A 21,870-nucleotide genomic window follows, 5' to 3' on the forward strand; every position below is an offset into this window, starting at 1 on the left:
CCCGTACGAGGAAAGGGGAATCAACGACGGACCGGGCCCCTGTTCCACCAGAGGGACAGGCCGATGCCCGAGGATACGAGCAGGAAGCCGGCCAGCATGAACCAGGCGGAGATCTCGACGTTCTGCTTGGTCAGGCCGAATTCGCTGGGGAGGTCGGCCAGGACGCCGGTGAGCTGTTCGGCGTCCTCGGCCTGGAAGTAACGGCCGCCGGTGAGGTCGGCGACCTGGGTGAGCGCGTCCTCGTCGATCTCGCGGGCGCCGCCGCGGCTGCCGCCGAAACCGCCTCCGAAGCCGTTGCCGTTGCCGCCGAAGCCTTGACCGCCGAAGGGCGAGTCGCCGCTGACCTGGTCGGCCGTGCAGACGAGCTGTTGAGGGTCGGTGGTGCCGAAGCCGATCGTGTAGACGCGCAGGCGGCGGGCTGCCGCCTCCTGGGCGGCGGTGACCGGGTCGACGCCCGTCGTGTTCGAGCCGTCGGTGAGGACGACGATGGTGTCGGCCTGGTAGTCCTCGGACGTGGAGGGTTCGGGGGAAGCGCCCGTCGCGGGCACGTCGGGGTTCGTCTCGGCGATCGCGTCGACCGAGGTGAGGATGGCCTGGCCGATGGCGGTGCCACGGGCCGTCTTCAGGGTGGCGATGGCGTCGAGTAGGGGCTGCTTGTCGGTCGTCGGCGGGACCAGCAGGCCGGCGATGCCGGAGAAGGCGACCAGACCGATCTTGGTTTCGCCCTCCTGGGCCTCGACGAACTCGCGGGCGGCGTCGGCGGCCACGGCGAGCCGGTTGGGGGCGATGTCGGTGTTGCACATCGAACCGGAGACGTCGATCGCCAGCAGGATCGTGGTGTTGTTCGACGGTACGGCGACCGAGGCCTGCGGACGGGTCACCGCGCCGGCCAGGGCCAGCAGACCGGCGAGGAAGAGCCAGACCGGCACCCGCCGCCGCCACGCCGTCCGGCCCGGGATGGCGGCCCGGATCAGGGCGACGCTGGAGACGGTGACCGCCGTGCGCTTGCGGCGGCGGTTCAGCAGCCAGCGGACGGCCAGCAGCAACGGAACGACCAGGAGCGCGAGCAGTGCCCACGGCCAGCTCAGCGACATCAGACGATCCTTCCGTGCCAGCGGGTGCTCAACAGTCCGCCGAGGGTGAGCAGGAGCAGGGCGGCCGCGGCGAACGGCGCGGTCAGTTCGAGCGGCTCCTTCTCGGTGGTGAGGCGCAGGTCGATCGACTTGGTGGTGTCGGCGAGCGTGGCCGCGTCACCGGCCGCGTGGTAGGTGCCGCCCGTCACCTGCGCGACGGCGGTGAGCAGCGACTCGTCGAGCGCGGTGCTGAGCTGGTAGCCGTCGACCTCGACGGTCCCGCCCTTCGCCGTGCCGACACCGACGGTCTGGATGTGCACGCCGGCGGCGGCCGCGAGCTCCGCGGCGGCCTGGACGTCCGGGCCGCCGGTCTCCTCACCGTCGGAGAAGACGACGATCGTGGCGGACGGCCAGTATCCAAGATCCACACTATCCAGAGTGACCGGTTTGCCGGTTATGGTGCTCAAGCTGACCAAGATCGCCTGGCCCAGCGACGTGCCACCACTCGCCTTCACCCGCTGGATCGCCGCGGTCGCCGCCGCGTGGTCAGCGGTCGGCTCCTGGGTGAGCAGGGCCTGGTCGCCGAAGACCAGCACGCCGACGTCCACACTGTCCGGTTGTTCCTCGACGAACCCGGTGGCGGCGGTCTGAGCTGCGGCTATCCGGCTCGGCGCCACGTCGGTGGCGGACATGCTGTTCGAGACGTCGAAGGCGAGCAGCACGGTCCCGGAGACGCGCGGCACCGCGACCTGCGCCTGCGGGCGGGCCAGGCCGATCAGCATGACCGGGAGGGCGGCGAGCAGCAGGGCGTACGGCAGGTGCCGCCGCAGCCGGCCGCCGGTCAGATGCCCGAAACCGGCAGCGGTCAGAGCGGCGGCCCGGCGGCGTTGCAGGACGACGTACGCGTAGGCGGCCCCGGCGGTCACCAGCACCGCGGCGACCAGGACGAGGGGGTTGAGGAAGCTCATCGGCCGGACCGCCTCACCATGTCGATCAGTACGGCCAGCAGGTCTTGATCGGTGGTCACCCGGTGCGGGCGCACACCCGCCTTGCGCATCGCCGCGGCGAGAGTGTCCTCGCGGGCGCCGACCTGCTCGGCGAGCCGGCTGCGCAGCAGCGGGTCACTGGTGTCGACGAGGATCTGCTCGCCGGTCTCGGCGTCCTCCACGAGCACGAGACCGAGGTCGGGCAGCTCCAGCTCGGCCGGGTCGACGACGCGGATCACCACCACCTCGTGGCGGTGGGTGAGCATCGCGAGGGGACGCTCCCAGCCCGGGTCGCCGATGAAGTCGGACATCACGAAGATCAGGCTCCGTCGGCGCGAGGTGGTCGTGGCAGCCAGGCGCAGCATCTCCGACAAATCCGTCACGTCGCCGGAAGACCGAGCCTGCGCACCGGCCGGGCTGCTGGTCAACTCCCGCGCGATGCGCAGGATCTGATCCCGACCGCCACGCGGCGGAATAACCTTTTTGTCGGAGTTGTCGAACAGGACCGCACCGACGCGATTACCACCCTGCGCCACCAGCCGCGCCAGACTGATCGCCAGCTCACCGGCGACCGACTGCTTGCCCTCGTGGCCTCCGAACCGCATCGACGCCGAACGGTCGATGACGAACCACGCCGTCATCTCCCGGTCCTCGGTGTACTGCCGGACGTGCGGCTCGTCGAGCCGGGCGGTCACGTTCCAGTCGATGTGCCGGACGTCGTCCTCGGGCGTGTACGACCGGAGATCCGTGAAGTCGAGCCCGGTGCCGTGCCACACCGTGCGGTACGCGCCCTGCAGGCGCCCGTCCAGTCGGCGCCCGAGTCTCCACTCCAGGCGCCGCAGCAACCGGTCAGGGGCGGTCACCATCTCCTCAGCGACCCCGCGGCTCGGGGAACGACAGATTCGCCAGGATCTTGGAGATGATCAGGTCCGGGGTGATCTCGTCGGAGAGCGCCTCGTAGGAGAGCACGAGCCGGTGGCGCAGCACGTCGAGCGCGAGGTCGCTGAGGTCCTCGGGCACCACGTATTCCCGGCCGCGGATGTAGGCGAGCGCCCGGCCGGCCAGCACCAGGCTGATCGACGACCGCGGGCTGGCGCCGAACGTGACGTAGCGAGCCAGGTCGGTGAGGCCGACCCGGGCCGGCTCCCGGGTGGCGTGGGCGAGCTGCACGGCGAAGTCGATGAGCGACGGGTCGACGTAGACCCGGTCGGCCTCCTGCTGCAGCGTCACCAGCGTGGCCGGGTCGATGATCTTCTGGATCACGGCGGCCGGGGCGAGAGCCCGCTCGACGACCACGAACTCCTCGGTCAGCGACGGGTAGCCGACGACCACCTTCATCATGAAGCGGTCGACCTGCGCCTCGGGAAGAGGGTAGACGCCCTCGTTCTCGATCGGGTTCTGCGTCGCCATGACGAGGAACGGGTTCGGCAGCTTGTGCGTCTCGCGGCCGATAGTGACCTGGCGCTCCTGCATCGTCTCGAGCAGCGCGGACTGCACCTTGGCGGGCGCGCGGTTGATCTCGTCGGCGAGCAGCAGGTTGGTGAAGACCGGGCCGAGCTGCACCTGGAACTCGCCGGTCGGCTGGTGGTAGACCCGGGTGCCGACGATGTCGGCCGGCACCAGGTCGGGGGTGAACTGGACACGGTGGAAGTCTCCGCCGATCGCCTCGGCGAGGGACTTCACGGCAAGGGTCTTCGCCAGGCCGGGGACACCCTCGACCAGGATGTGCCCGCGGGCCAGCAGCGCCACGATCAGCCGTTCGAGCAGGATGTCCTGGCCCACGATGGTCTTCTTGACCTCGTAGAGCACCTTCTCGATCGGCCCGGCGGTGACCGCCGGCGCGTCGGTCCAGCTCATGAAACCGTCCTTTGTCGCTAGAGGGGCGGCGCTTGCCCGTCGCCGTCGCCGCCGCCACCGAGGGCCGCGCCGATCGGGACGGCGAAGCCGATGCCGATGAAGGTGCCCGCGTCGGTCGGGTTGGCCAGCGCCACGACGATGCCGACCACCTGCCCGAGCGTGTTGATCAGCGGCCCGCCCGAGTTGCCCGGGTTGACCGCCGCGTCGAACTGGATCAGGCCGGCGATGTCGTCCGAGTCGTCGCGGTCGAGCTTGCGGTCCAGCCCGGAGACGACCCCGCTGCTCGTGCTCCAGGCCAGGCCGAGCGGGTTGCCGATCGCCACGACGTCCTCGCCGACCGCCACGCCGCCGCCGAGCACGGCCGGCACCAGCGTCTCGGGCAGCTTCTCCGGGGTGATGGTGGCGATGTCCTGCTCGTCGTCCTGACTGGCGATCGCGGCGGTCGAGCTGGTGCCGTCCGCGTACGTCACCTTGATCGACTCGGCGCCGTCGATCACATGCGCCGCCGTCATGATCGTGCCGTCGGCGTTGGCGATCACGCCGGTGCCGGTTCCCGCCTCGAGGCGGTCCTGCGAGTCATGGCCGGTCGTCTCGATCACCACGACCGACGGCGTCAGCGCCTGGGCGACCTCGGCGACGGTGAGGGGCGCGTCCGAAGCGGACGGCGAGGCCGAGGGGGCGGTCGCGGCAGGTTCTTCGGACTGACCCCCATTCTGTACGAGGACCAGCGCCGTGAGGGCCACCGCCCAGACGACGGCGACCGCCACGATGACGCGGCGACGCCGTTCCGGCGTGTTCCACCGTCTCCCTGGCTGCCCGCTCCCCGGCTGCCCGCTCCCCGGCTGCTCGGCCTCCCCCTGCCCATCCACGCTCCCCGCCGGGGGCGGATCCTGCACGGGGCCGCCCTCCGGGCGGAGAACCGTCATCACGGCACGACCGCCAGAGTCTGCATTACTCAAAGCTAGAAGCGATTCCTAAGAATTCGCCATGAGAGTTCTAATGGTTTCCCGAACGCAGATAGTTCCAAATCGACTTAAAGACGACGTCGTCGCCACCAACGGGCACGGCGTTCCCCGTGCCGCACCATTCGCAGTGATTCGCGGAGCCGCTCCAGTTCGTCGCCGGACTCCTCGATCACCCGGTCGGCGATCGCGGCCACCTCGTCCGGGTCCAGATCGGACTCCCGGAGCAGCCGGGCGGCGAGCGACGTGAGGGCCGGCTCGACGCGCAGATCCGGGGGTGGCGGACGGGAGCCGAGCACGAAACCGGCGATCGCGGCGGCGTCCTCGCCGAGGCTCTCCTCACCGCGTTCCAGGATCAGGATCTGGCACGTGATCATCAGCCGGATCGCGTCGGCGTCGGGTGGGTGTGTCAAGAGTCCTCCTCGCCGTTCTCAGCGCCGCCGGAAACAATTCCGTCACCGCGTTGAAATGGGAGCGCTCCCATGTCACGATGAGCGTCGCTTCCCCGAGCTTCCCCGCGTACCCCCTCACGCGAAGGACCACCCAGATGCGCGCTCTCGCGCGGCTCGCCGTGACCACCCTCATGGTCGCGGCCCCCGTCGCCGCAGTCACCGTCGCCACCACCGCGAACGCCGCCGGAGATCCCGCCCCGATCACCGTGCTGACCAGCGACTTCGAGGACGGCACCAGCCAGGGCTGGACCGGCCGGTCAGCCGAGACGATCGCCTCCAGCACCGCCGTCGCGCACGGCGGCACCCGCAGCCTCGCGATCAGCGGGCGCACCGCGGCCTGGCAGGGTCCGTCGCACGACGTGCTCGGCACGTTCGAGAAGGGCACCGCCTACACGATCTCCGCCTGGGTGCGGATGGAGTCCGGCTCGGACAGCGCGCGACTCAGCGTGGAACGCCGGACCGGTGAGGTCGCCGCCTACGACCAGGTGGTCGGCAACACGGCGGTCATCTCGGGCGGCTGGACGAACCTGACCGGGCGGTACACGCTCGCCACCGACGTCGACTTCCTCCGGATCTACGTGGAGACGGCGTCGACGACCGGCTCGTTCTACCTCGACGACGTGACCGCTTCCTATGTGCCGTCGCTGCCGATCCAGACCGACATCCCGGCCGTCAAGGACGTGGTTCCGGAGTTTCCCGTCGGCGCCGCGATCACCGGGGCGGAGATCATCGGGGATCACGGTTCGCTCCTGAAGCGGCACTTCACCTCGGTGACTCCGGGAAACGCCCTCAAATGGGATGCCACCGAGCCTACGGAGAACACCTTCTCGTACGCCCAGGCCGATCCCCTCATCGCGTTCGCCGAGACGAACGGGCTGGCCATCCGGGGACACACACTGGTGTGGCACAACCAGACGCCGTCGTGGGTGTTCACCGGCGCCGACGGTCAGCCGATGACCGCGACCGCCGAGGACAAGGAGTTGCTGCTCGCCCGGCTGGAGAACCACATCCGCAACGTGGCCGGGCACTACGGCTCCGACATCGGCGTGTGGGACGTCGTCAACGAGGTGATCGACGAGAACCAGGCGGACGGGCTGCGGCGCTCCACCTGGTACACCGTGGCCGGACTCGACTACATCCGGACCGCCTTCCGGGTGGCCCGCGAAGTGCTGCCGGACGCCAAGCTGTTCATCAACGACTACAACACCAACGTCCCGGCCAAACGCGACAAGCTGTACAACCTGGTCGCGCAGCTCCGCGCCGAAGGCGTGCCGATCGACGGTGTCGGCCACCAGATGCACATCAACGTCAGCTGGCCCTCGATCGCCGAGACCGAGGCGATGATCGAGAAGTTCGCCCCGCTCGGCGTCGAGCAGCAGGTCACCGAGATGGACGTCAGCATCTACACGAACAGCAGCGAGACGTTCCCGGCACCGCCCGCCGACCGGTTGCTCCAGCAGGCGTACGTCTACCGCGACATGTTCGCCCTCTTCCGCGAACACGCCTCGGAGATCACCTCGGTGACGCTGTGGGGGCTCGCCGACGACAACACCTGGCTGGACACGTTCCCGGTGACCCGCAAGGACGCGCCGCTGCTGTTCGACACCCGGCTGCAGGCGAAGCCGGCGTACTGGGGCGTGGCCGACCCGTCGAAGATCGGCACCTCGCCGTCGCCGTCGGTCTCGTCCTCGCCGTCGTCTTCGCCTTCCTCCTCGCCGTCCGCGGGTTCCTCCACCTGTGCTGTCACCTATCGGGTCACCGGCAGCTGGCCCGGCGGATTCCAGGGTGACGTGAAGGTCGCGAACACCGGCACGGCGGCGATCAGCGGCTGGAAGCTGGCGTGGCGGTTCGCCGGCGGCCAGCAGGTGGCCCAGCTCTGGAACGGTTCGGTAGCCCAGTCGGGCGCCGACGTCACCGTCACGAACGCGTCCTGGAACGGCGCGATCGCCCCGGGCGGCACCGCGTCCTTCGGCTTCCTCGGCAGCGCGACGGGCGGCAACCCGGCCCCGGCCGCCTTCGCCCTGAACGGCACCAACTGCGCAGTCCTCTAGACCACCACTCCAGCGGGTGCGGGGCCGGTCCGGCCAGGGGGGTTACGGGCCGGCTCCGCACCACAGAACTCCCGGCGGCGGGGCTTGGCGCAGCCCCTTGTCCCGCCGCTGGGCCCCAGCCTCCTCAGGCGGTGATCAGGCCGGTCACCGCCTCCGCCGTCTCCGGGTAGGCAGCCAGCAGCGCCGCCACCACGTCCGACTCGACCGGCGCGGACCACTCTCCTTCGCAGCCGAGCAGCGCCGCCAGCGAGTCCGTCGTGCCGGGGTGGGCTGCCAGCAGCGCGAACGCCGGACTGCCGGCCGATCCCGGACGATCCGCCCGGGGTGGGGCAGCGGGGCGGGCATGCCACGGCGGCGTCCACGAGTCGATCGCGGGCAGGGCGCCGGGGAAGGTCCGGCCCGCCTCCCTGGTCAGCACCGGCACCAGCTCGGCCGCCTGCGCTTTCAGGGTGGTGATCAGAGTGGGCAGCCACGGGAGCAGCACCGGGTCGGGCAACCGGCCGAACGCCTTCGACAGCGTCTCCACCACGAACGGCGCCAGCCGCGGAACCGGTTCGAGCGCCTGCACGAACCCGCTCACGTACTGCGGGAACGCCGGCACCACGAGCGGGTTGCCGAGCAGTTCGTCCACCCGAACACGCAGATCGGCCAGCGGGAGGTCGCCGAGCTGGTGCCGGGCGGACCAGAGCAGGGCCAGCTTCGCGGGCGTCTCCGGGTGCGACTGCCGGACCGCGAGCTCCAGTTGCGTCCGGTCGCAGCCCAGCGACAACGCCAGGCTCTCCATGCTGAACAGGAACCCGAGCATCGCCCCGACCTGCCGCACCCCGGTGTCCTCGTCGACGAAGGCGGTCGGCAGCAGGGTGCAGTAGTGCGCGTACCCCTCGGTCACGAACCGCTCGCACCACCCCGGCAGCACCGGCCGGGTCGCGCGGTAGTGCGCCATCAGCCGGCGGATCCGGCGCAGCACGGCCGGCGCCTCGTCGACGGTGCGCTCGGCGGCGAGCAGCTCCACCGCCCGGGCGCCGAGCTCCTCGGTCAGCCGCGGGCTCTGCAGGAACAGCAGTGAGTCCTCGACGGCCTTGAGCGCCGTCGCGGCCGTCGCCTTCGGGTCCCAGGCGGACCGGCGCAGGCGCTGCTCCAGCACCTGCTCGACGGTGACGCCCTCGTAGCCGAGCTCGATGACGGTCCGCTGGTGACGGCCGAGGTCGAGATCCCAGCTCTCCTGGATGTGCTTCTCACCGAGCCGCCGCGAGCCCATGATCGGCCGAACCGCCTGGTCGGGAAGCAGGTACCGCAGCATCCAGAGCATCTGCGAGCAGGCGGCCAGCTCGGGGCGGGCGGCGAGGTCGAGCAGGGCGCGCTGGATCGTCCGCTGTTCGAGGTTGAGGCCGAGCGGGGCCAGCCGGTCGTGGACGTCGCGGGCCAGCGGGGGCAGGGCGTCGTAGCCCACCTGGCCGATCCGGTCGCCACCCAGCAGGATCTCGCAGAGCCGGCGTACGTCGCGCCGCCCCGGAACGGCGTCCTTCTCGATGCAGGTGACCGCCGCGTCCTGGAAGTCGTAGGGTGTCGGCCGCCGCCGCCCCCGCATCCCGGCCAGCAGCACCGACGTCTCGAAGACCGCGATCGCGTCGGCGGTGCTCGCGAGGTAACCGTTGCGGCGGGCCAGCCGGACGATGTCGACGCACCAGCCGCGCAGCTCCTCCTCGTCCAGCCCGTCGAGCGCCGGTGGACCGGAGAGGTAGTCGCTGAGCTGGTCGGTGACCGGCCCGGCCGGAGCGGTGACCGCCGGCGCCGGGGTCTTCTTCTTCGCGCGGCCGCCTTTCTGGCCGGCCAGTGCGAACGGGCGCACCTTCGTACGGAGAAGGGATTTCTGCCAGCCCGCCGCCGCGATCGAGACCGAGCCGGGCGCCAAGCCGAACTGCGCCTCGATCGCCGAGTGGCTGGACGGGATCAGCCCGTAGAGCCACTTCGTCGCGGTCGGCTCGGTGATCGGGAAGTCCGGCGTGCCCGGCTCCGAGCCCGCCTCCGGAACCCGGCTCGACGCGTGGAAGGCGCCGCAGACGAAGAGGCAGTCGGCCCGGTCGGCGCCGGACGACGCGAGGTGCTCGCGGATCCGGGTCCACATGAACCGCTCGCGGTCCTCATCGGTCGCGAAGCGCCGTGAGTCGTGCGGTGCGAGCCGGCGGAAGAGGCTGCCGACCATCACCATGACCTGCCGGTACGTCTCGTGGTCGGCGCCGGCGAGGGGCTGTTCGACGTACTGGTCCCACCACTCCGACCAGTGCCGGACCCGGCCGTGGTGCAGCAGGTGCTCCTCCAGCTCGGCGAAGCGCGGCCGCAGATCGCCGATCTCCACCCCGACCGCGTCGCCGTGCAGATCGTCCTCCGGCTCCCCGGCGAAGTGCGCCTCCACCGACGGCTGCCACTGGAAGACGTGGTCGGTGGACCTGTCGACGAGCACGAGCTCCACGCCCGGGGTCTCCAGCGCGTAGGCGATCGCCTGGTACTCGGCGGACGCCTCGGTGATCGGCGCGACCACGCTGAGCGGCGCCGACTCGACCGGGAATCCGTCCAGTTCGGAGGCGAAGGCCTGGAGCGCGACCGGCAGCCGGCAGTTGCGCAGCTCGGTGAGGAGCGGGGCCAGATCCTCGCAGAGTTCCAGGTAGATCACCTTCGGCTGCTTCTCGCGCAGCCGGCGGGCCATCGCCAGCGCCGAGGCCGGCGAGTGGTGGCAGACCGGGAAGATCTCCAGCGGCTCGCGCAGCGCGAACGCGACGTCGTCGACCATCCCGGCGAGGATCTCCGGCAGCGCCGCCGGGCCGCCGGCCAGCTCCTCGGCCGCGCCCAGCAGTTGTTCCCGCAGCGAGTCGAAGGGGCTGCTCATGAGAGGGTCGCGATCGCCTGGCGGCCGCCCTCGAGGAAGCCGTCCCACTCGCCGCCGTTCTCCCGGCTGCGCGGCTCGACCACGCCGTGCCAGTATTTGTTCAGGATTGCCAGGTCTTCCGGGCTGCGCCGGGCCAGCGAGCCGACGAGCGAGCCGGCCAGCGCCTCGGCGGTGAGCGTCGCGGCCCCGAAGAAGTTGCTGTGCAGGATCGCGTCCTCCAGCACGCCGATCTGCTCGGCCGTGGAGAGCGCCGACTCCAGCCGCTCGTCGTCGCTCGTCGCGGAGCCGGCCGCGGCGCGCAGGTCGGCGAAGCTCTGGAGCAGCACGTCGAGCAGGGTCGGCGGGACCTCGAGCTCGATGTTGTGCCGGCGGAGCAGCTCTTCCGTCCGGAATCGGACGATCTCCGCCTCGCTCTTCTTGTTCGTCACCACCGGGATGCGCACGAAGTTGAACCGGCGCTTCAGCGCGGAGGACAGGTCGTTGACACCCCGGTCCCGGCTGTTCGCGGTAGCGATGATCGAGAAGCCGGGCTTCGCGAAGACGATGTTGTCGGAGTCGAGCTCGGGGATCGAGACGTACTTCTCGGACAGGATCGAGATGAGCGCGTCCTGCACGTCGCTCGTCGACCGGGTCAGCTCCTCGAAGCGGCCGATCACCCCGTTCTCCATCGCCGTCATGATCGGCGACGGGATCATCGAGGCGCGGGACTGGCCTTTCGCGATCACCATCGAGACGTTCCACGAGTATTTGATGTGGTCCTCGGTGGTACCGGCGGTGCCCTGCACCACGAGCGTGGAGTTGCGGCTGATCGCGGCGGCGAGCAGCTCGGCGAGCCAGCTCTTGCCGGTGCCCGGGTCGCCGATCAGCAGCAGGCCGCGGTCGGAGGCGAGGGTGACGATCGACCGCTCGACGAAGCTGCGGTCGCCGAACCACTTCGGGCTGATCTCGCGGTCGAGGCCGTCGGCGCGCTCCGAGCCGAGGATGAACAGGCGCACCATCTTGGGGCTGAGCCGCCAGGAGAACGGCTTCGGCCCGTCGTCGATCGACTCCAGCCAGTCGAGCTCCTCGGCGTACTTGATCTCGGCGGGGGCGCGCAGCATGTCAGTCATGGGGATGTCTCCTAGAAGGCGAGGAAGTTCTTGAGCTCGGCGACGAGCTTGGCGATGCGGCCGGACAGGACCGGGGTGCCCTGGTCCTTGAAGCGCTGGCGGAACCAGGGATTGACGCTCTGCTGCCCGCCGCTGCTCACCGAGCCGACCGGGATGAAGCGGGCGCCGGAGCGGTGGATGGCGGCCATCCCGTCGAAGACGGCCTGCTCCTTCCACTCGTAGAAGTCGGAGATCCAGACGACGACCGTGTTGCGCGGATCCGTGATCTTGGGCCGGGCCAGGTCGAGTGCGGCGGTGCCGTCGGTGCCACCGCCCAGTTTCGTCCGCAGCAGCACCTCGAACGGGTCGTGCACCCACGGCGTCAGGTCGAGCGCCCGGGTGTCGTAGGCGACCAGATGCACGTCGACCTTCGGCAGGCCCGTGAAGATCGAGGCGAGGATCGTGCAGTTCACCATCGCGTCGACCATCGAGCCGGACTGGTCGACCACCACGATGAGCCGGGCCGGGGTGATCCGTTTCGCGGTCTGCTTGTAGTAGAGCCGGTCGACGAGGAGGCGCTCCTCCTCCGGGTCCCAGTTGGGCAGGTTCTTCCAGATCGTGCGGTCGATGTCGAGGTTGCGGTAGACGCGTTTCGGCGGGATGGACCGGTCGATCGTGCCGGTGCTGGCCTGCGCCACCTGGGTGCGCAGGACCTCGGCGACCTCGTCGACGAACCGGCGGATCAGCGCTTTCGCGTTGGCGAGCGCCACACCGTCCAGATTGTCCTTGTCGCGCAGCAACTGCTCGATCAGGGACATGCTCGGAGTGAGCTGTTTCGCCAGCTTGGGATCGGCGAGCACCTCCCGCAGCCGCATCCGGCTCACCAGGTCGGCCTCGATCGCCGCCAGGGACGGCCCGAGGTCGACGGGGAAGCCGCTGCCCGGCCGGGTCCCGGCGGCGCTCCCGCCACCGTTGCCGGAGCCGTTCCCGGAGTCGCCGTCCCCGGAGCCGCCGGTTTCGGAGCCGCCGGTTTCGGAGCCGCCGTTCCCGGAGCCGCCGCCCGGCACGGGATGCCCACCCGCCGCACGTCCGCGCAGCGTGCCGGGCCGGCAGCCGAGCGCCCGCTCGAACCAGCCGGCATCGGCCTGCCAGCGAGCCAGCTGACCCGCCGTGACGTTGCCCTGACCGGTGCCGAAGACGTTGAGCAGCAGCTTGGAGACGAGGGCGGCACGACGGACCTCGTCGCCGGCGCCGCTCTCGTCCGAGGCGCCACTCAGCAGGCCCTCGAACTCCGCCTCGAGCTGCGGGAACCGCTGCACCACGGTGTCCACCGAGACGGACGGGTCGAGCAGGGCGGCGGGCAGGCCGAGATCGTCGACGATCGCCACGCTCCCGGACTCGAGGGCGGGCTGCTCGTCGGGGTCGAAGAGCCTAGCCAGCAGTCGCCAGTAGAGGACCTGACGCCGGTTTTCCGCTGTGGTCATTTGCGCAGCAGCCTTCCCGCTCGCTCGCGCAGCACGTCGACTGCCGTGCCGGCGGCCGCCTCCGCCTTCGCGGCCTTCGCCTCGGTGGGGCCGAGCGCCCAGTCGGCGGTGGACGCCGTGACCGCCTTGCGTTTCACCGTCGCCTGCACGGCGAGCGGCTGCACCGACCACCGGCCGGCGTCCCAGCGCAGCAGGCCGATGCAGGTGGTGGACGCGGCGACCAGGGCCGGGGTGATCGGACCCGCGGCGGGCAGCCGGTCGAGGTCGACCGGCAGGGTGACGCCGTCGAGGTCGAACGCGTCGGTGCCGGGCGTGTAACCCTCCAGCAGGACCGGCTCGGCGATCAGCGCCGGGTGACGGTCGAGCGGCGGGACGGACGCGGCGGTCGCGTCGCCGAGGAGCACCCGGGCGGTCGCGAACGGATCGGCCGGCTCGCCCGGGGTGACCCGCGACTCGTCCCAGATCAGGTCGCCGCCGATCAGCGTCAGGCCGTTGACCTGGGCCGACAGGTGGCCGGCCAGCACGCCCCGCAGGACCGGGAACGCCGTGAGCATCCGCCACGCGGCCGGGCCGGTGATGGTCTCGACCTTGGGCGCGGCCACCGAGACGCGCACCAGCCGCACCTCTCCCCCTGCCGTCTCCAGCAGGCCGTGCGCCTGGACCCGGAAGACCGTGGGGTGCTCGTGCAGGTCGGCGCCGAGGAGCAGGAACCGGCCGTCGACGGGCTCGCCGGGCTGCGCCGGCCAAGCACCCCGGGTAGGGCCGGCGTCCTGCGAGAGCAGCAGGGCGCGGGACCAGAGGTCGGCCCAGCGGCGGACCGGGACCCGGTCCAGCGTGGCGACCGGGGCGGCGGCCCGCAGCTCGGCGGCGAACCCGTCGAGCAGGACCGCGAGACGACCGGCTGCCGGGTCGGCGAGCAGCGCCTGCACGGCCGGCGAACCGGCCGCGGCCAGCTCGTGGTCGACCCCGCGCCAACCGGCGATCGCCAGCTCCCGCAGCCAGGACCGGCTGCCCCCGGCGACCAGGACCGGGCCGGTCACCGGGGCCGGTGACGGCAGCCGCTCGCGGCCGAACGGGGCGAGCAGCGCGTCGTGTACAGCGCCGAACAGGGCAGCGCGGCAGCCGGCCAGCACTGCCAGGTGCTCGTCGGTCACCGTCCCGGCGATGATCTTGCCGATCGAGTCGGTCACCCGCTCGGCGAGCGGCGAGCCGGCGAACGCCACGGTCAGCGCCTCGAGGGACGCGGCGCGCTCCTCGTCGATGCGGGCCAGGCCGTGGACGAGGGCGTCGTCGAGGCCGTCGGTCAGGGCGAGCGCCTCGGCCAGACCGGACGGCCGGCTGCGGAGAGCGTCGGCGAGCATCATCGCGCCACCCCCGCGGCCGGGAACCAGTGCAGCTCGGGCAGCGGATCGGTGGTGGGCGGCAGCTCCAGATAGGACAGGTGGCGCAGGAAGCTGCTGAACACCTCGGCCGCCCGGTTGGGGGCGGCGACCGGGTGCAGACCGGTGATCAGGTCGGCGCCGTCGGCCACCTCGATCCGCAGGTAGCGCGCGACCCGATCGGCGCCGTACTGCAAGGTGGCCTCGGCGAGCAGCGAGCGCAGGTGGTTGCACGGGTAGGACCCGCTCAGGCCGCCGCACGGGCGGTTGTTGTTCGTGTTGCAGCTCAGGCCGTGATCGCCCGCGGTGATCGAGGAGACGTAGACCCGGGAGACGTCGGAGCCGCTCGACACCACTCCCTGCAGCCGGCCCTCGGCGAGCTCCAGGAAAGGCACCTTGGCCAGCTTGCGCGGCCGCACCGGCTCGATGACCGGGGCCGCGCTGCGGCGCTCGTAGGGGATGCTCATGAGGCGTAGTTGTATCGGAGGGGTCCGACAAAAACGCCGGACCCCTCGCGCCTCAGTGGTGTTCGCGCAGGCCCATCCGTGCGTGCAGGGCCCGCAGCGGCTTCGGCGCCCACCAGTTCCACCGGCCCAGCAGACGCATGAACGCCGGCACCAGCACCGGGCGCACCAGAAGCGCGTCCAGGATGATCGCGAGCGCGGCGCAGAGGCCGAAGAACTGGATGAACGACACCCCGGAGACGAGCATCGCCAGGAACGACACGGACAGGATGGCCGCCGCCGCGCTGATCACCCGGCCACTGTGCGACAGCCCCTCCACCACCGCCGTACGCAGGTCGGCCCCCTGCCGATGCCGCTCGATCACCCGGGACAGCACGAAGACCTCGTAGTCCATCGACAGCCCGAACGCCACGCAGAACAGCAGCACCGGGATCGCCACGGTGAGCGGCGTCGCGGTGAAGCCGAGCACCCCGGCGAGATGGCCGTCCTGGAAGATCCAGACGGCCACGCCGAAGACCGAGCTCATCGTGAGCAGATTGAAGACGAGCGCCTTGATCGGCAGGAGGACGCTGCCGGTCAGCAGGAAGAGCAGCACGAACGTGGTGATCGCGATCAGGATCAGCGCGTGCGGCAGCCGGCCCCCGATCGAGGCGGTGATGTCGACCAGTTGCGCGGCCGGTCCGGTCACCATCACCGGCACCTCGGCCGGCACCGGCACGGCCCGGATCGCCCGGGCCAGCTCGGCGCCCTTCGCGGAGTACGGCTCCACGTCGCTGAGCACCGAGAAGTAGGTCGCCCACTTCCCCGAGGCGAACGTGCGCGGGTGCGCGCTCATCGCACCGGGCACGGCGGTCCCGTGCACGTACGCCCCCGCCATGCTGTCCACCCGGGCGACTCCGTCGACGCGGGAGAGCCGCGCCGCGTACACGGCGGCCCGCCCGATGCCGTTCGTCCCGGTCCCCCACCGCTCGGCCACGACGACGGTGGCCCCGCTGCCGGTGCCGGCGAACTCGGTACGCATCGCGTCGGCGACGACCCGGCTCTCCGCCTCCTTCGGCAGCACCCGGTCGTCGGCGATGCCGAACTTGATGTGGGTGAACGGCGCGGCCAGGGCGAGCAGCACCAGGATCACCGGCACCGCGGTCAGGAACGGCCGGCGCATCACGTGGCCGGCGACCCGCCCCCAGAACGGCGCATGGCCGCCCGCGGACGTGCGGCGGCGCAGCACCGGCCACTTGTCGATCCGGTCGCCGAGCAGCACGAGCAGGGCCGGCAGGACCATCAGGGCGGCGCAGACCGTGGCGATCACCACGGCGATGCCGGCGTAGGCGAACGAGCGCAGGAAGTACTGCGGGAAGACGAGCAGGCTGCAGAGCGCGACCGCCACGGTGGCCGCGCTGAACACGACGGTGGACCCGGCCGTGCGCATCGTCGTGGCCAGCGCGGCGAACTTGTCCGTGTCGCGGAGCCGCTGTTCCCGGTAGCGGGAGACGAACAGCAGGCTGTAGTCGACGGCCAGGCCGAGCCCGAGCGCCGTCGCCATGTTGACGGCGAAGACCGACACGTCGGTGAAGACGGCCAGCAGGCGCAGCGTGCCGAGGGTGGTGAGGATCGAGAAGATCCCGATCAGCAGCGGCGCCCCGGCTGCCCAGACCGTGCCGAAGACCAGCAGCAACAGCACGAGAGTGATGGGGATCGCGATCGCCTCGGCGTGCGCGAGATCGGTGGTGACCTGCTCGTTGATGTCATTGTTGACCTGGGTCAGGCCACCGAACGAGACTTCGACCGTACCGAATCGCCCTGATAGATCGTGTAAATCGGAAACGCGACGCGCGCTGACGTCCTCGTCACCGTCGACACGCGCGAGGATGACCCCTTTGTCATGGTCGCGACCGGCCAGCTGAGGAACGGGTTTCCGGGGATTCCAATAGGCGCCCACCACCGTCACACCGGGCGTGCCGGACAGGCGCTCCAAGATCTCCGAGGCCCGCGCGACGACGTCATCGTCGTCGACCGAACCGGACGGCTTGGAGATCATCACGACCAGGTTCGGATCGGCCGCGTGGAAGTGCTGCGCCAGCCCGTGCCGCCCGCGGACCGACTCCGAACTCGGGTCGTCGAAGCCCCCGGTCTTGAGCGATCCGATCAGGTCACCGCTGAAGACGATGGCGGCCACCGCCAGCAGCATCGCGACGACCAGCACCGACCTGGGGCGGCGCATGACGAGCCGGACCACCGGCCCGGTAGCCGGGCCGGTGGTCGCGGTGGGCCGGGCGGTCTTCGCCGCCGGCCGAGGGGTAACCGATGTCATCGTGAGCTCACGCGGGCTGTGGCATTGTCGCCGGGTCGAGGTGGCGGGCCAGCAGGTCCACGGTGTTCTCGATGTCCTCCGTGGTGTGCTCGGCGGTGATGAAGAACCGCAGCCGGGCCAGCTTCTCCTTGACCGCCGGGTAGAGGATCGGGTTGGCGCTCACGCCGTTCTTCAGCAGCGTGTCGGAGAGCCGCAGCGCCTTGATCGAGTCGCCGGTGATGGCCGGGACGACCGGGGTGCCCTCGCTCGTCCCGGTGTCCACGCCGGCCTGCCGGGCCAGCCGCAGGAAGGTCGCGGAGTTGTTGTGCAGCGCGGCCAGCCGCTGCGGCTCCTCGCGGAGGATGTGCAGGGCGGCGAGCGCGGCGGCCGCGTTCGCCGGGCTCATCCCGGCGCTGAAGATGAAGCCGGGCAGCGTGTACCGCATGTACTCGATCAGCTCGTGCCGGCCGGCGATGTACCCGCCGCAGCTCGCCAGCGACTTGGACAGGGTGCCCATCCAGACGTCCACGTCGGCCCGGTTCACGCCGAAGTGCTCGCCGACACCGCCGCCCCGGGCGCCGAGCACGCCGATGCTGTGCGCCTCGTCGACCATGAGCAGCGCGCCGTGCTTCTTCTTCAGCGCGATCAGGGCCGGCAGGTCGCAGATGTCGCCGTCCATGCTGTAGACGCCCTCGACGATGATCAGCACCCGGCGGTACCGGTCCCGGGTCTGGGTCAGCAACGCGTCCAGGGCCGCGTAGTCCTGGTGGGCGAACGGCTGCCGGCTGGCGCCGGAGAGGCGGCAGCCCTGCAGGATGCTGTCGTGGGCGAGCGCGTCGTGCACGATCAGGTCGTCCGGGCCGACCAGGTGGCCGATCACGCTGACGTTGGTGGAGTGCCCGCCGATCAGGGTGATCGCGTCCTCGGCGCCGACCAGCTCGGCGAGGGCCCGGTCCAGCTCGTCGTGGAGCGCCCGGTTGCCGGAGAGGATGCGGGCCGCGGAGACCGAGGAGCCGTACCGATCGACGGCCTCCTTCACCGCGTACGCCACCATCGGGTGCCCGGTCAGGCCGAGGTAGTTGTAGCTGGAGAAGGAGATCAGCTGACGGCCGCCGACCTTGGTGCCCCGGCCGATCACGCTGTCGTGCACCAGGTAGTACGGGTTGGTGACGCCGACCCGGTCGAGCATGACGCCCCGGCGCTGGAACTCGACGACCTCGGGCAGGTAGGCCACATCGGCGACCTCCTTGCGCGGCGGCGCCACCAGGGAACGCTCGGGCGACACGACGACCGGCGCCGCGTGAGCCGGTGCGGCGTGCGCCGGGGCCGGCGTCGCGGCGGCTGACGGTGTGAGCGCCGGGGCCGATGCCCCGCCGAGGGCCGCCGACAGCACCTGAGCAAGCTCACCGACGGTGGTCACCTCGAACACCTCGGCCGGGTCCAGCTCCAGGTCGGGCCAGCGGCGCTTCACCGCGGAGACCAGCTCGGCTGTCATGATCGAGTCGAAGCCCAGGTCGGCGCTGAACGTCTGATCCGCGCGGACCAGGTCGGACGGGTACGCGGAGATCTTGCCGATCATCACCGCGATCTCGGACACGATCTGCCCGCCGTCGTGTTGCACGGCCTTCTGCGCGGGGACCGCAACGCGGGGCTCCGGCGCGGCCTCGATCGCCGGCTTCTCCTGAAAAACAGGACCAACGGGCAGCTGAGGGGTGGTACCGAGACCACGCAGGACCTCGAGCTGCTCCCGCATCAGCGAAATGACGTCGTTCACTGGCGTCGAATCTCCATTCCTTCTGGCGACCGGCAGCGCCACGCGCGCAGGCTCGCGGACCTCGATCTCGGCGATCTGTGCCGCCGGCACGGCCACGGCCGCCGGACGGCCCGCCCGGGTGGCGGCCCGCCGCGGCCCGTCCTCACGGGCGGCGCGGCGGATCGAGTAGTGCTGGGTGGCGAGCGGCGACGGCGGCAGCGTCAGCAGCGGTACGCCGAGGCCCGCGAAGAGCGGGGTCAGGTCCACCGGCACACCCGCGACGGCGAGCCGTCCCAGGCCTTCGAGCAGCGCATATCCGCCGTCCGGCTCGGCCGGCATCAGGGTGATCTTGTCGAGCGGCGCGGACGACGGGATCTGCGCGGCCATGCCGAGCAGGGCGTCCCCGGAGGAGACCTGCACCAGGATCCGGGCGCCCGCCTCGACCGCCGTGTCGACGGCGTCGCGGAAGAACACCGGCGAGGACGTCTGCCGCCCCCACAGCTCGCGCAGCGTGCCGGGCTCGGCCGGCGCCTTCGCATCGACGCTCGACACGAACCGTGCGGCCGGGGTCCGTACCGCGAGACCGGCGGCGTACGCGGCGACCCGGTCGTCCACCTCGGCCAGCAGCGGCGAGTGGAAGGCGTGCGACACCCGCAGCTCGACGGCCGGTACACCCCGGGTGCGGCACCGCTCCACCAGGTGCGCCACGGCATCGCGGTGACCGCTGGCGACGGTCTGCGCCGGGTGGTTGTAGCAGCCCGCCCAGACACCCCGGATGCCGGAACGCAGCTCCTCGAAGGTGGTGGCGTCGGCCTTGATCGCGGCCATCGTCCCGGGCGGCGGCTCCTGACCGGCGGTCACCGCGGCGCCGCGCTCGATCAGGAAGTCCAGGCCGTCCTCCGGGCTGAGCGCGCCGGCGGCGACGGCCGCGACCAGCTCGCCGACGCTGTGCCCGAGGGCGACGTCCGGCGTGACGCCGCAGTCGGCGAGCAGCCGGGTCATGCTGATGCCGGTGACACCGAGGCCGGGCTGGCAGATCCGGGTCGCGCTGACCTGCTCCTCGGCGCCCGGACCCGGGTTCTCGCAGAGCAGATCGGAGACGGCGACGCCGGTGCGCTTGTCGACGGTCTCGGCGAGCGGTCCTGCGTACCGGGCGAAGACCGGGAAGCGTTCCACCAGGTCACGCAGCACGCCGGGGCGCAGCGAACCCTGCCCGGGGAAGAGGAAGGCGAGCTTGCGGCCCTCCTCGTCGAGCGGCGCGGCCGAGGCGTATAGGCCCGGCCCGAGCCGGCCCAGGGTTCCGGCCGAGAGCTCCTGCGCGGCGAGCGCGAGCCGGGCCGCGAGCTCCGCCCGGGTCCGGCACATGACGGCGAGGCGTGCCGGGAGCGCCTGGCGGGTGGCCATCGTCCGGGCCACCGCGGCGGGCGTCAGGGCCGGGTCGGTGGAGACCATCGTGGAAAGGCGTTCGGCGTACGAGGAGAGCAGCTCCGTGTTGCCGGCCGTGACCAGCACCAGCCAGGGCCGCCCGTCCGCGTCCGGGCCGTCCGGCTCGGTCTGCCGGTCCGGCGCCTCGCTGAGCACGGCGTGCACGTTGGTGCCGCCGAACCCGAACGAGTTGACACCGGCGCGGCGCCGGTCGCCGTCCACCTCCGGCCACTCCCGCGGCCGGGTCGTGATCCGCAGGCCGGCCTCGGCCAGCGGCAGGTCGGCGTTCTCGGTGATCGCCGGCTGGGGCGGGACCGTGCTGTGGTGCAGGGCCAGTGAGGCGCGGAGGATCCCGGCGGCGCCGGCGGCCGGCAGCGTGTGCCCGATGATCGCCTTGCCGGAGGAGAGGTAGCAGGGCCGGCTCGTGCTGCCCTCGCGGACCCGGCGGATCGCCTCGACCTCGACCCGGTCGCCGACCGAGGTGCCGGTGCCGTGCGCCTCCAGGAAGTCGATGGCGCCCGGTTCGAGGCCGGCGTCGTGGTACGCCGCCCGCATCGCCGCTTCCTGTCCTTCGGCCTTCGGCGTCATCGGACCGGCGCCACGGCCGTCGTTCGCCGTGCCGATGCCGTTGAGCACCGCGTAGACCCGGTCGCCGGCGGCCACGGCGTCCTGCAGCGGGCGCAGCACCGCGATGGCGCCGCCCTCGCCGAGCACGAAGCCGTCGGCGCGGGTGTCGAAGGGCCGGCAGACACCGGCCGCGGAGAGTGCCCCCACCCGGGAGAAGCCGATCAGCGCGCTCGGCGTCATGTTGATGAACACCCCGCCGACCAGGGCGGTGGTGCACGATCCGGAGCGCAGGTGGTTGACCGCCTCGTGCAGCGCCACCATCGCCGAGGAGCAGGCCGCGTCCACGGCGAACGCCGGGCCGCCCAGGTCCAGCAGCTCGGAGACCGTGCAGGGCGCCATGTTGAGCAGGTTGCCGGCGAGCGAGAAGGACTGCGCCGGCTCGATCGCGGCGGCGGCCTCCGCCACCGCCTCGATCAGTGCGGGGTCGTGCCCGCCGCCCGGCAGCGAGCCGTCGGCCAGCATGGTCGCGATGACCCGGGCGCCGGCGATGTCCCGGTAGTCGGAGGAGCTGAGCCCTACGAACACCCCGGTACGGGCCCGGTCGAAGTCGCCCTTCCGCTCCCAGCCGGCGTCCTGCACGGCCTCGCGCGCCAGGTCGACGAGCAACCGGTGCTGCGGGTCCATGGCCTTCGCCCGGCGCGGCGGAATGCGGTGGTGCAGGGCGGCGAACCGCTCCACGTCCTGGATGAAAGCCACCCGGTCGGTGTATGTCGCGTACTTCTCACGGAAGTCGGTCGAGAAGAATGTTTCGTGATTCCAGCGGTCCGCCGGAACCGGCCGGAATTGGTGGGCAGCGTTCAACGAGTTGGCCCAGAACTCGGTAACGTCGCGAGCGCCCGGAAAACGGCAAGAAAGGCCGACGATCGCTATATCCACTGAAGTCCCCATGCTTACGGTGCCTGACGGCCCGGCCGGAAAGCAGGCAGCGACCTACGCATACCAGACCCACTCTGAGCTGGGAATATGCGTCGACTGCCCGCCCGAATTCATCACGTCTGTCAATTCATTCCTGATACCAATCTCGATCCCCCCTCCGCACGACACGCACTCCTACTCAACGGAGCGGGAATCGGAAGGTGTCGGGCGAGTTCGATG

14 protein-coding genes are annotated in these 21,870 nt (G+C 71.3%); 1 reads left to right on the top strand and 13 read right to left on the bottom strand.

The window, feature by feature from the left end; all coding sequences use genetic code 11:
• Positions 1–20 precede the first annotated feature (20 nt).
• From EP757_RS03610 to EP757_RS03635, 6 genes are all read right to left on the bottom strand, one after another.
• A complete protein-coding gene (locus EP757_RS03610; RefSeq protein WP_127542788.1) occupies positions 21–1,094 on the bottom strand; it encodes a VWA domain-containing protein in 1,074 nt (357 codons plus the stop codon).
• Positions 1,094–2,041, bottom strand: coding sequence for a VWA domain-containing protein (locus EP757_RS03615; protein ID WP_127542789.1), 948 nt, complete (start codon positions 2,039–2,041; stop codon positions 1,094–1,096). The genes EP757_RS03610 and EP757_RS03615 overlap by 1 nt, the downstream gene beginning before the upstream one ends.
• Positions 2,038–2,925: a DUF58 domain-containing protein gene (locus EP757_RS03620; RefSeq protein ID WP_127542790.1), complete on the bottom strand. Its 888-nt coding sequence runs from the start codon at positions 2,923–2,925 to the stop codon at positions 2,038–2,040. Before EP757_RS03620 ends, EP757_RS03615 begins: the two co-directional genes overlap by 4 nt.
• Before the next feature lie 4 nt (positions 2,926–2,929).
• The gene (locus EP757_RS03625) at positions 2,930–3,916 is read right to left on the bottom strand and encodes a MoxR family ATPase (RefSeq protein WP_127542791.1); all 987 of its coding nucleotides are present in this window, start codon (positions 3,914–3,916) and stop codon (positions 2,930–2,932) included.
• A gap of 17 nt (positions 3,917–3,933) precedes the next feature.
• Complete coding sequence (locus EP757_RS03630; protein WP_127542792.1) at positions 3,934–4,842, bottom strand: S1C family serine protease; 909 nt, start codon at positions 4,840–4,842, stop codon at positions 3,934–3,936.
• Positions 4,843–4,949: 107 nt separating this feature from the next.
• Positions 4,950–5,291, bottom strand: coding sequence for a hypothetical protein (locus EP757_RS03635; protein ID WP_127542793.1), 342 nt, complete (start codon positions 5,289–5,291; stop codon positions 4,950–4,952).
• A gap of 134 nt (positions 5,292–5,425) precedes the next feature.
• Here EP757_RS03635 and EP757_RS03640 point away from each other — a divergent pair, with 134 nt between their 5' ends.
• Entirely contained in the window at positions 5,426–7,381 is a 1,956-nt protein-coding gene (locus EP757_RS03640) for an endo-1,4-beta-xylanase (RefSeq protein ID WP_127542794.1), read from the top strand.
• 124 nt (positions 7,382–7,505) lie between these two features.
• On the opposite strand, the gene EP757_RS03645 is transcribed toward EP757_RS03640, so the two are convergent.
• The 7 genes from EP757_RS03645 to EP757_RS03675 are packed head-to-tail and all read right to left on the bottom strand — an operon-like array spanning position 7,506 to position 21,663.
• Positions 7,506–10,265, bottom strand: coding sequence for a DUF5682 family protein (locus EP757_RS03645; RefSeq protein WP_127542795.1), 2,760 nt, complete (start codon positions 10,263–10,265; stop codon positions 7,506–7,508).
• On the bottom strand, positions 10,262–11,374 hold the full coding sequence (locus tag EP757_RS03650; RefSeq protein ID WP_127542796.1) for an AAA family ATPase: 1,113 nt from the start codon (positions 11,372–11,374) through the stop codon (positions 10,262–10,264). The genes EP757_RS03645 and EP757_RS03650 overlap by 4 nt, the downstream gene beginning before the upstream one ends.
• Before the next feature lie 11 nt (positions 11,375–11,385).
• Entirely contained in the window at positions 11,386–12,837 is a 1,452-nt protein-coding gene (locus tag EP757_RS03655) for a VWA domain-containing protein (protein WP_127542797.1), read from the bottom strand.
• On the bottom strand, positions 12,834–14,198 hold the full coding sequence (locus EP757_RS03660) for a hypothetical protein (protein ID WP_127554068.1): 1,365 nt from the start codon (positions 14,196–14,198) through the stop codon (positions 12,834–12,836). Before EP757_RS03660 ends, EP757_RS03655 begins: the two co-directional genes overlap by 4 nt.
• Positions 14,198–14,683: a hypothetical protein gene (locus EP757_RS03665; protein ID WP_127542798.1), complete on the bottom strand. Its 486-nt coding sequence runs from the start codon at positions 14,681–14,683 to the stop codon at positions 14,198–14,200. Before EP757_RS03665 ends, EP757_RS03660 begins: the two co-directional genes overlap by 1 nt.
• A gap of 52 nt (positions 14,684–14,735) precedes the next feature.
• Positions 14,736–16,991 carry an MMPL family transporter gene (locus EP757_RS03670; protein ID WP_127542799.1) on the bottom strand — a complete coding sequence of 752 codons (2,256 nt, stop codon included), beginning with the start codon at positions 16,989–16,991 and terminating at the stop codon, positions 14,736–14,738.
• 7 nt (positions 16,992–16,998) lie between these two features.
• Positions 16,999–21,663: a type I polyketide synthase gene (locus EP757_RS03675; RefSeq protein WP_127542800.1), complete on the bottom strand. Its 4,665-nt coding sequence runs from the start codon at positions 21,661–21,663 to the stop codon at positions 16,999–17,001.
• Between the last annotated feature and the right edge of the window lie 207 nt (positions 21,664–21,870).

The organism is Actinoplanes sp. OR16 (genome assembly GCF_004001265.1).
Lineage (GTDB): Bacteria > Actinomycetota > Actinomycetes > Mycobacteriales > Micromonosporaceae > Actinoplanes.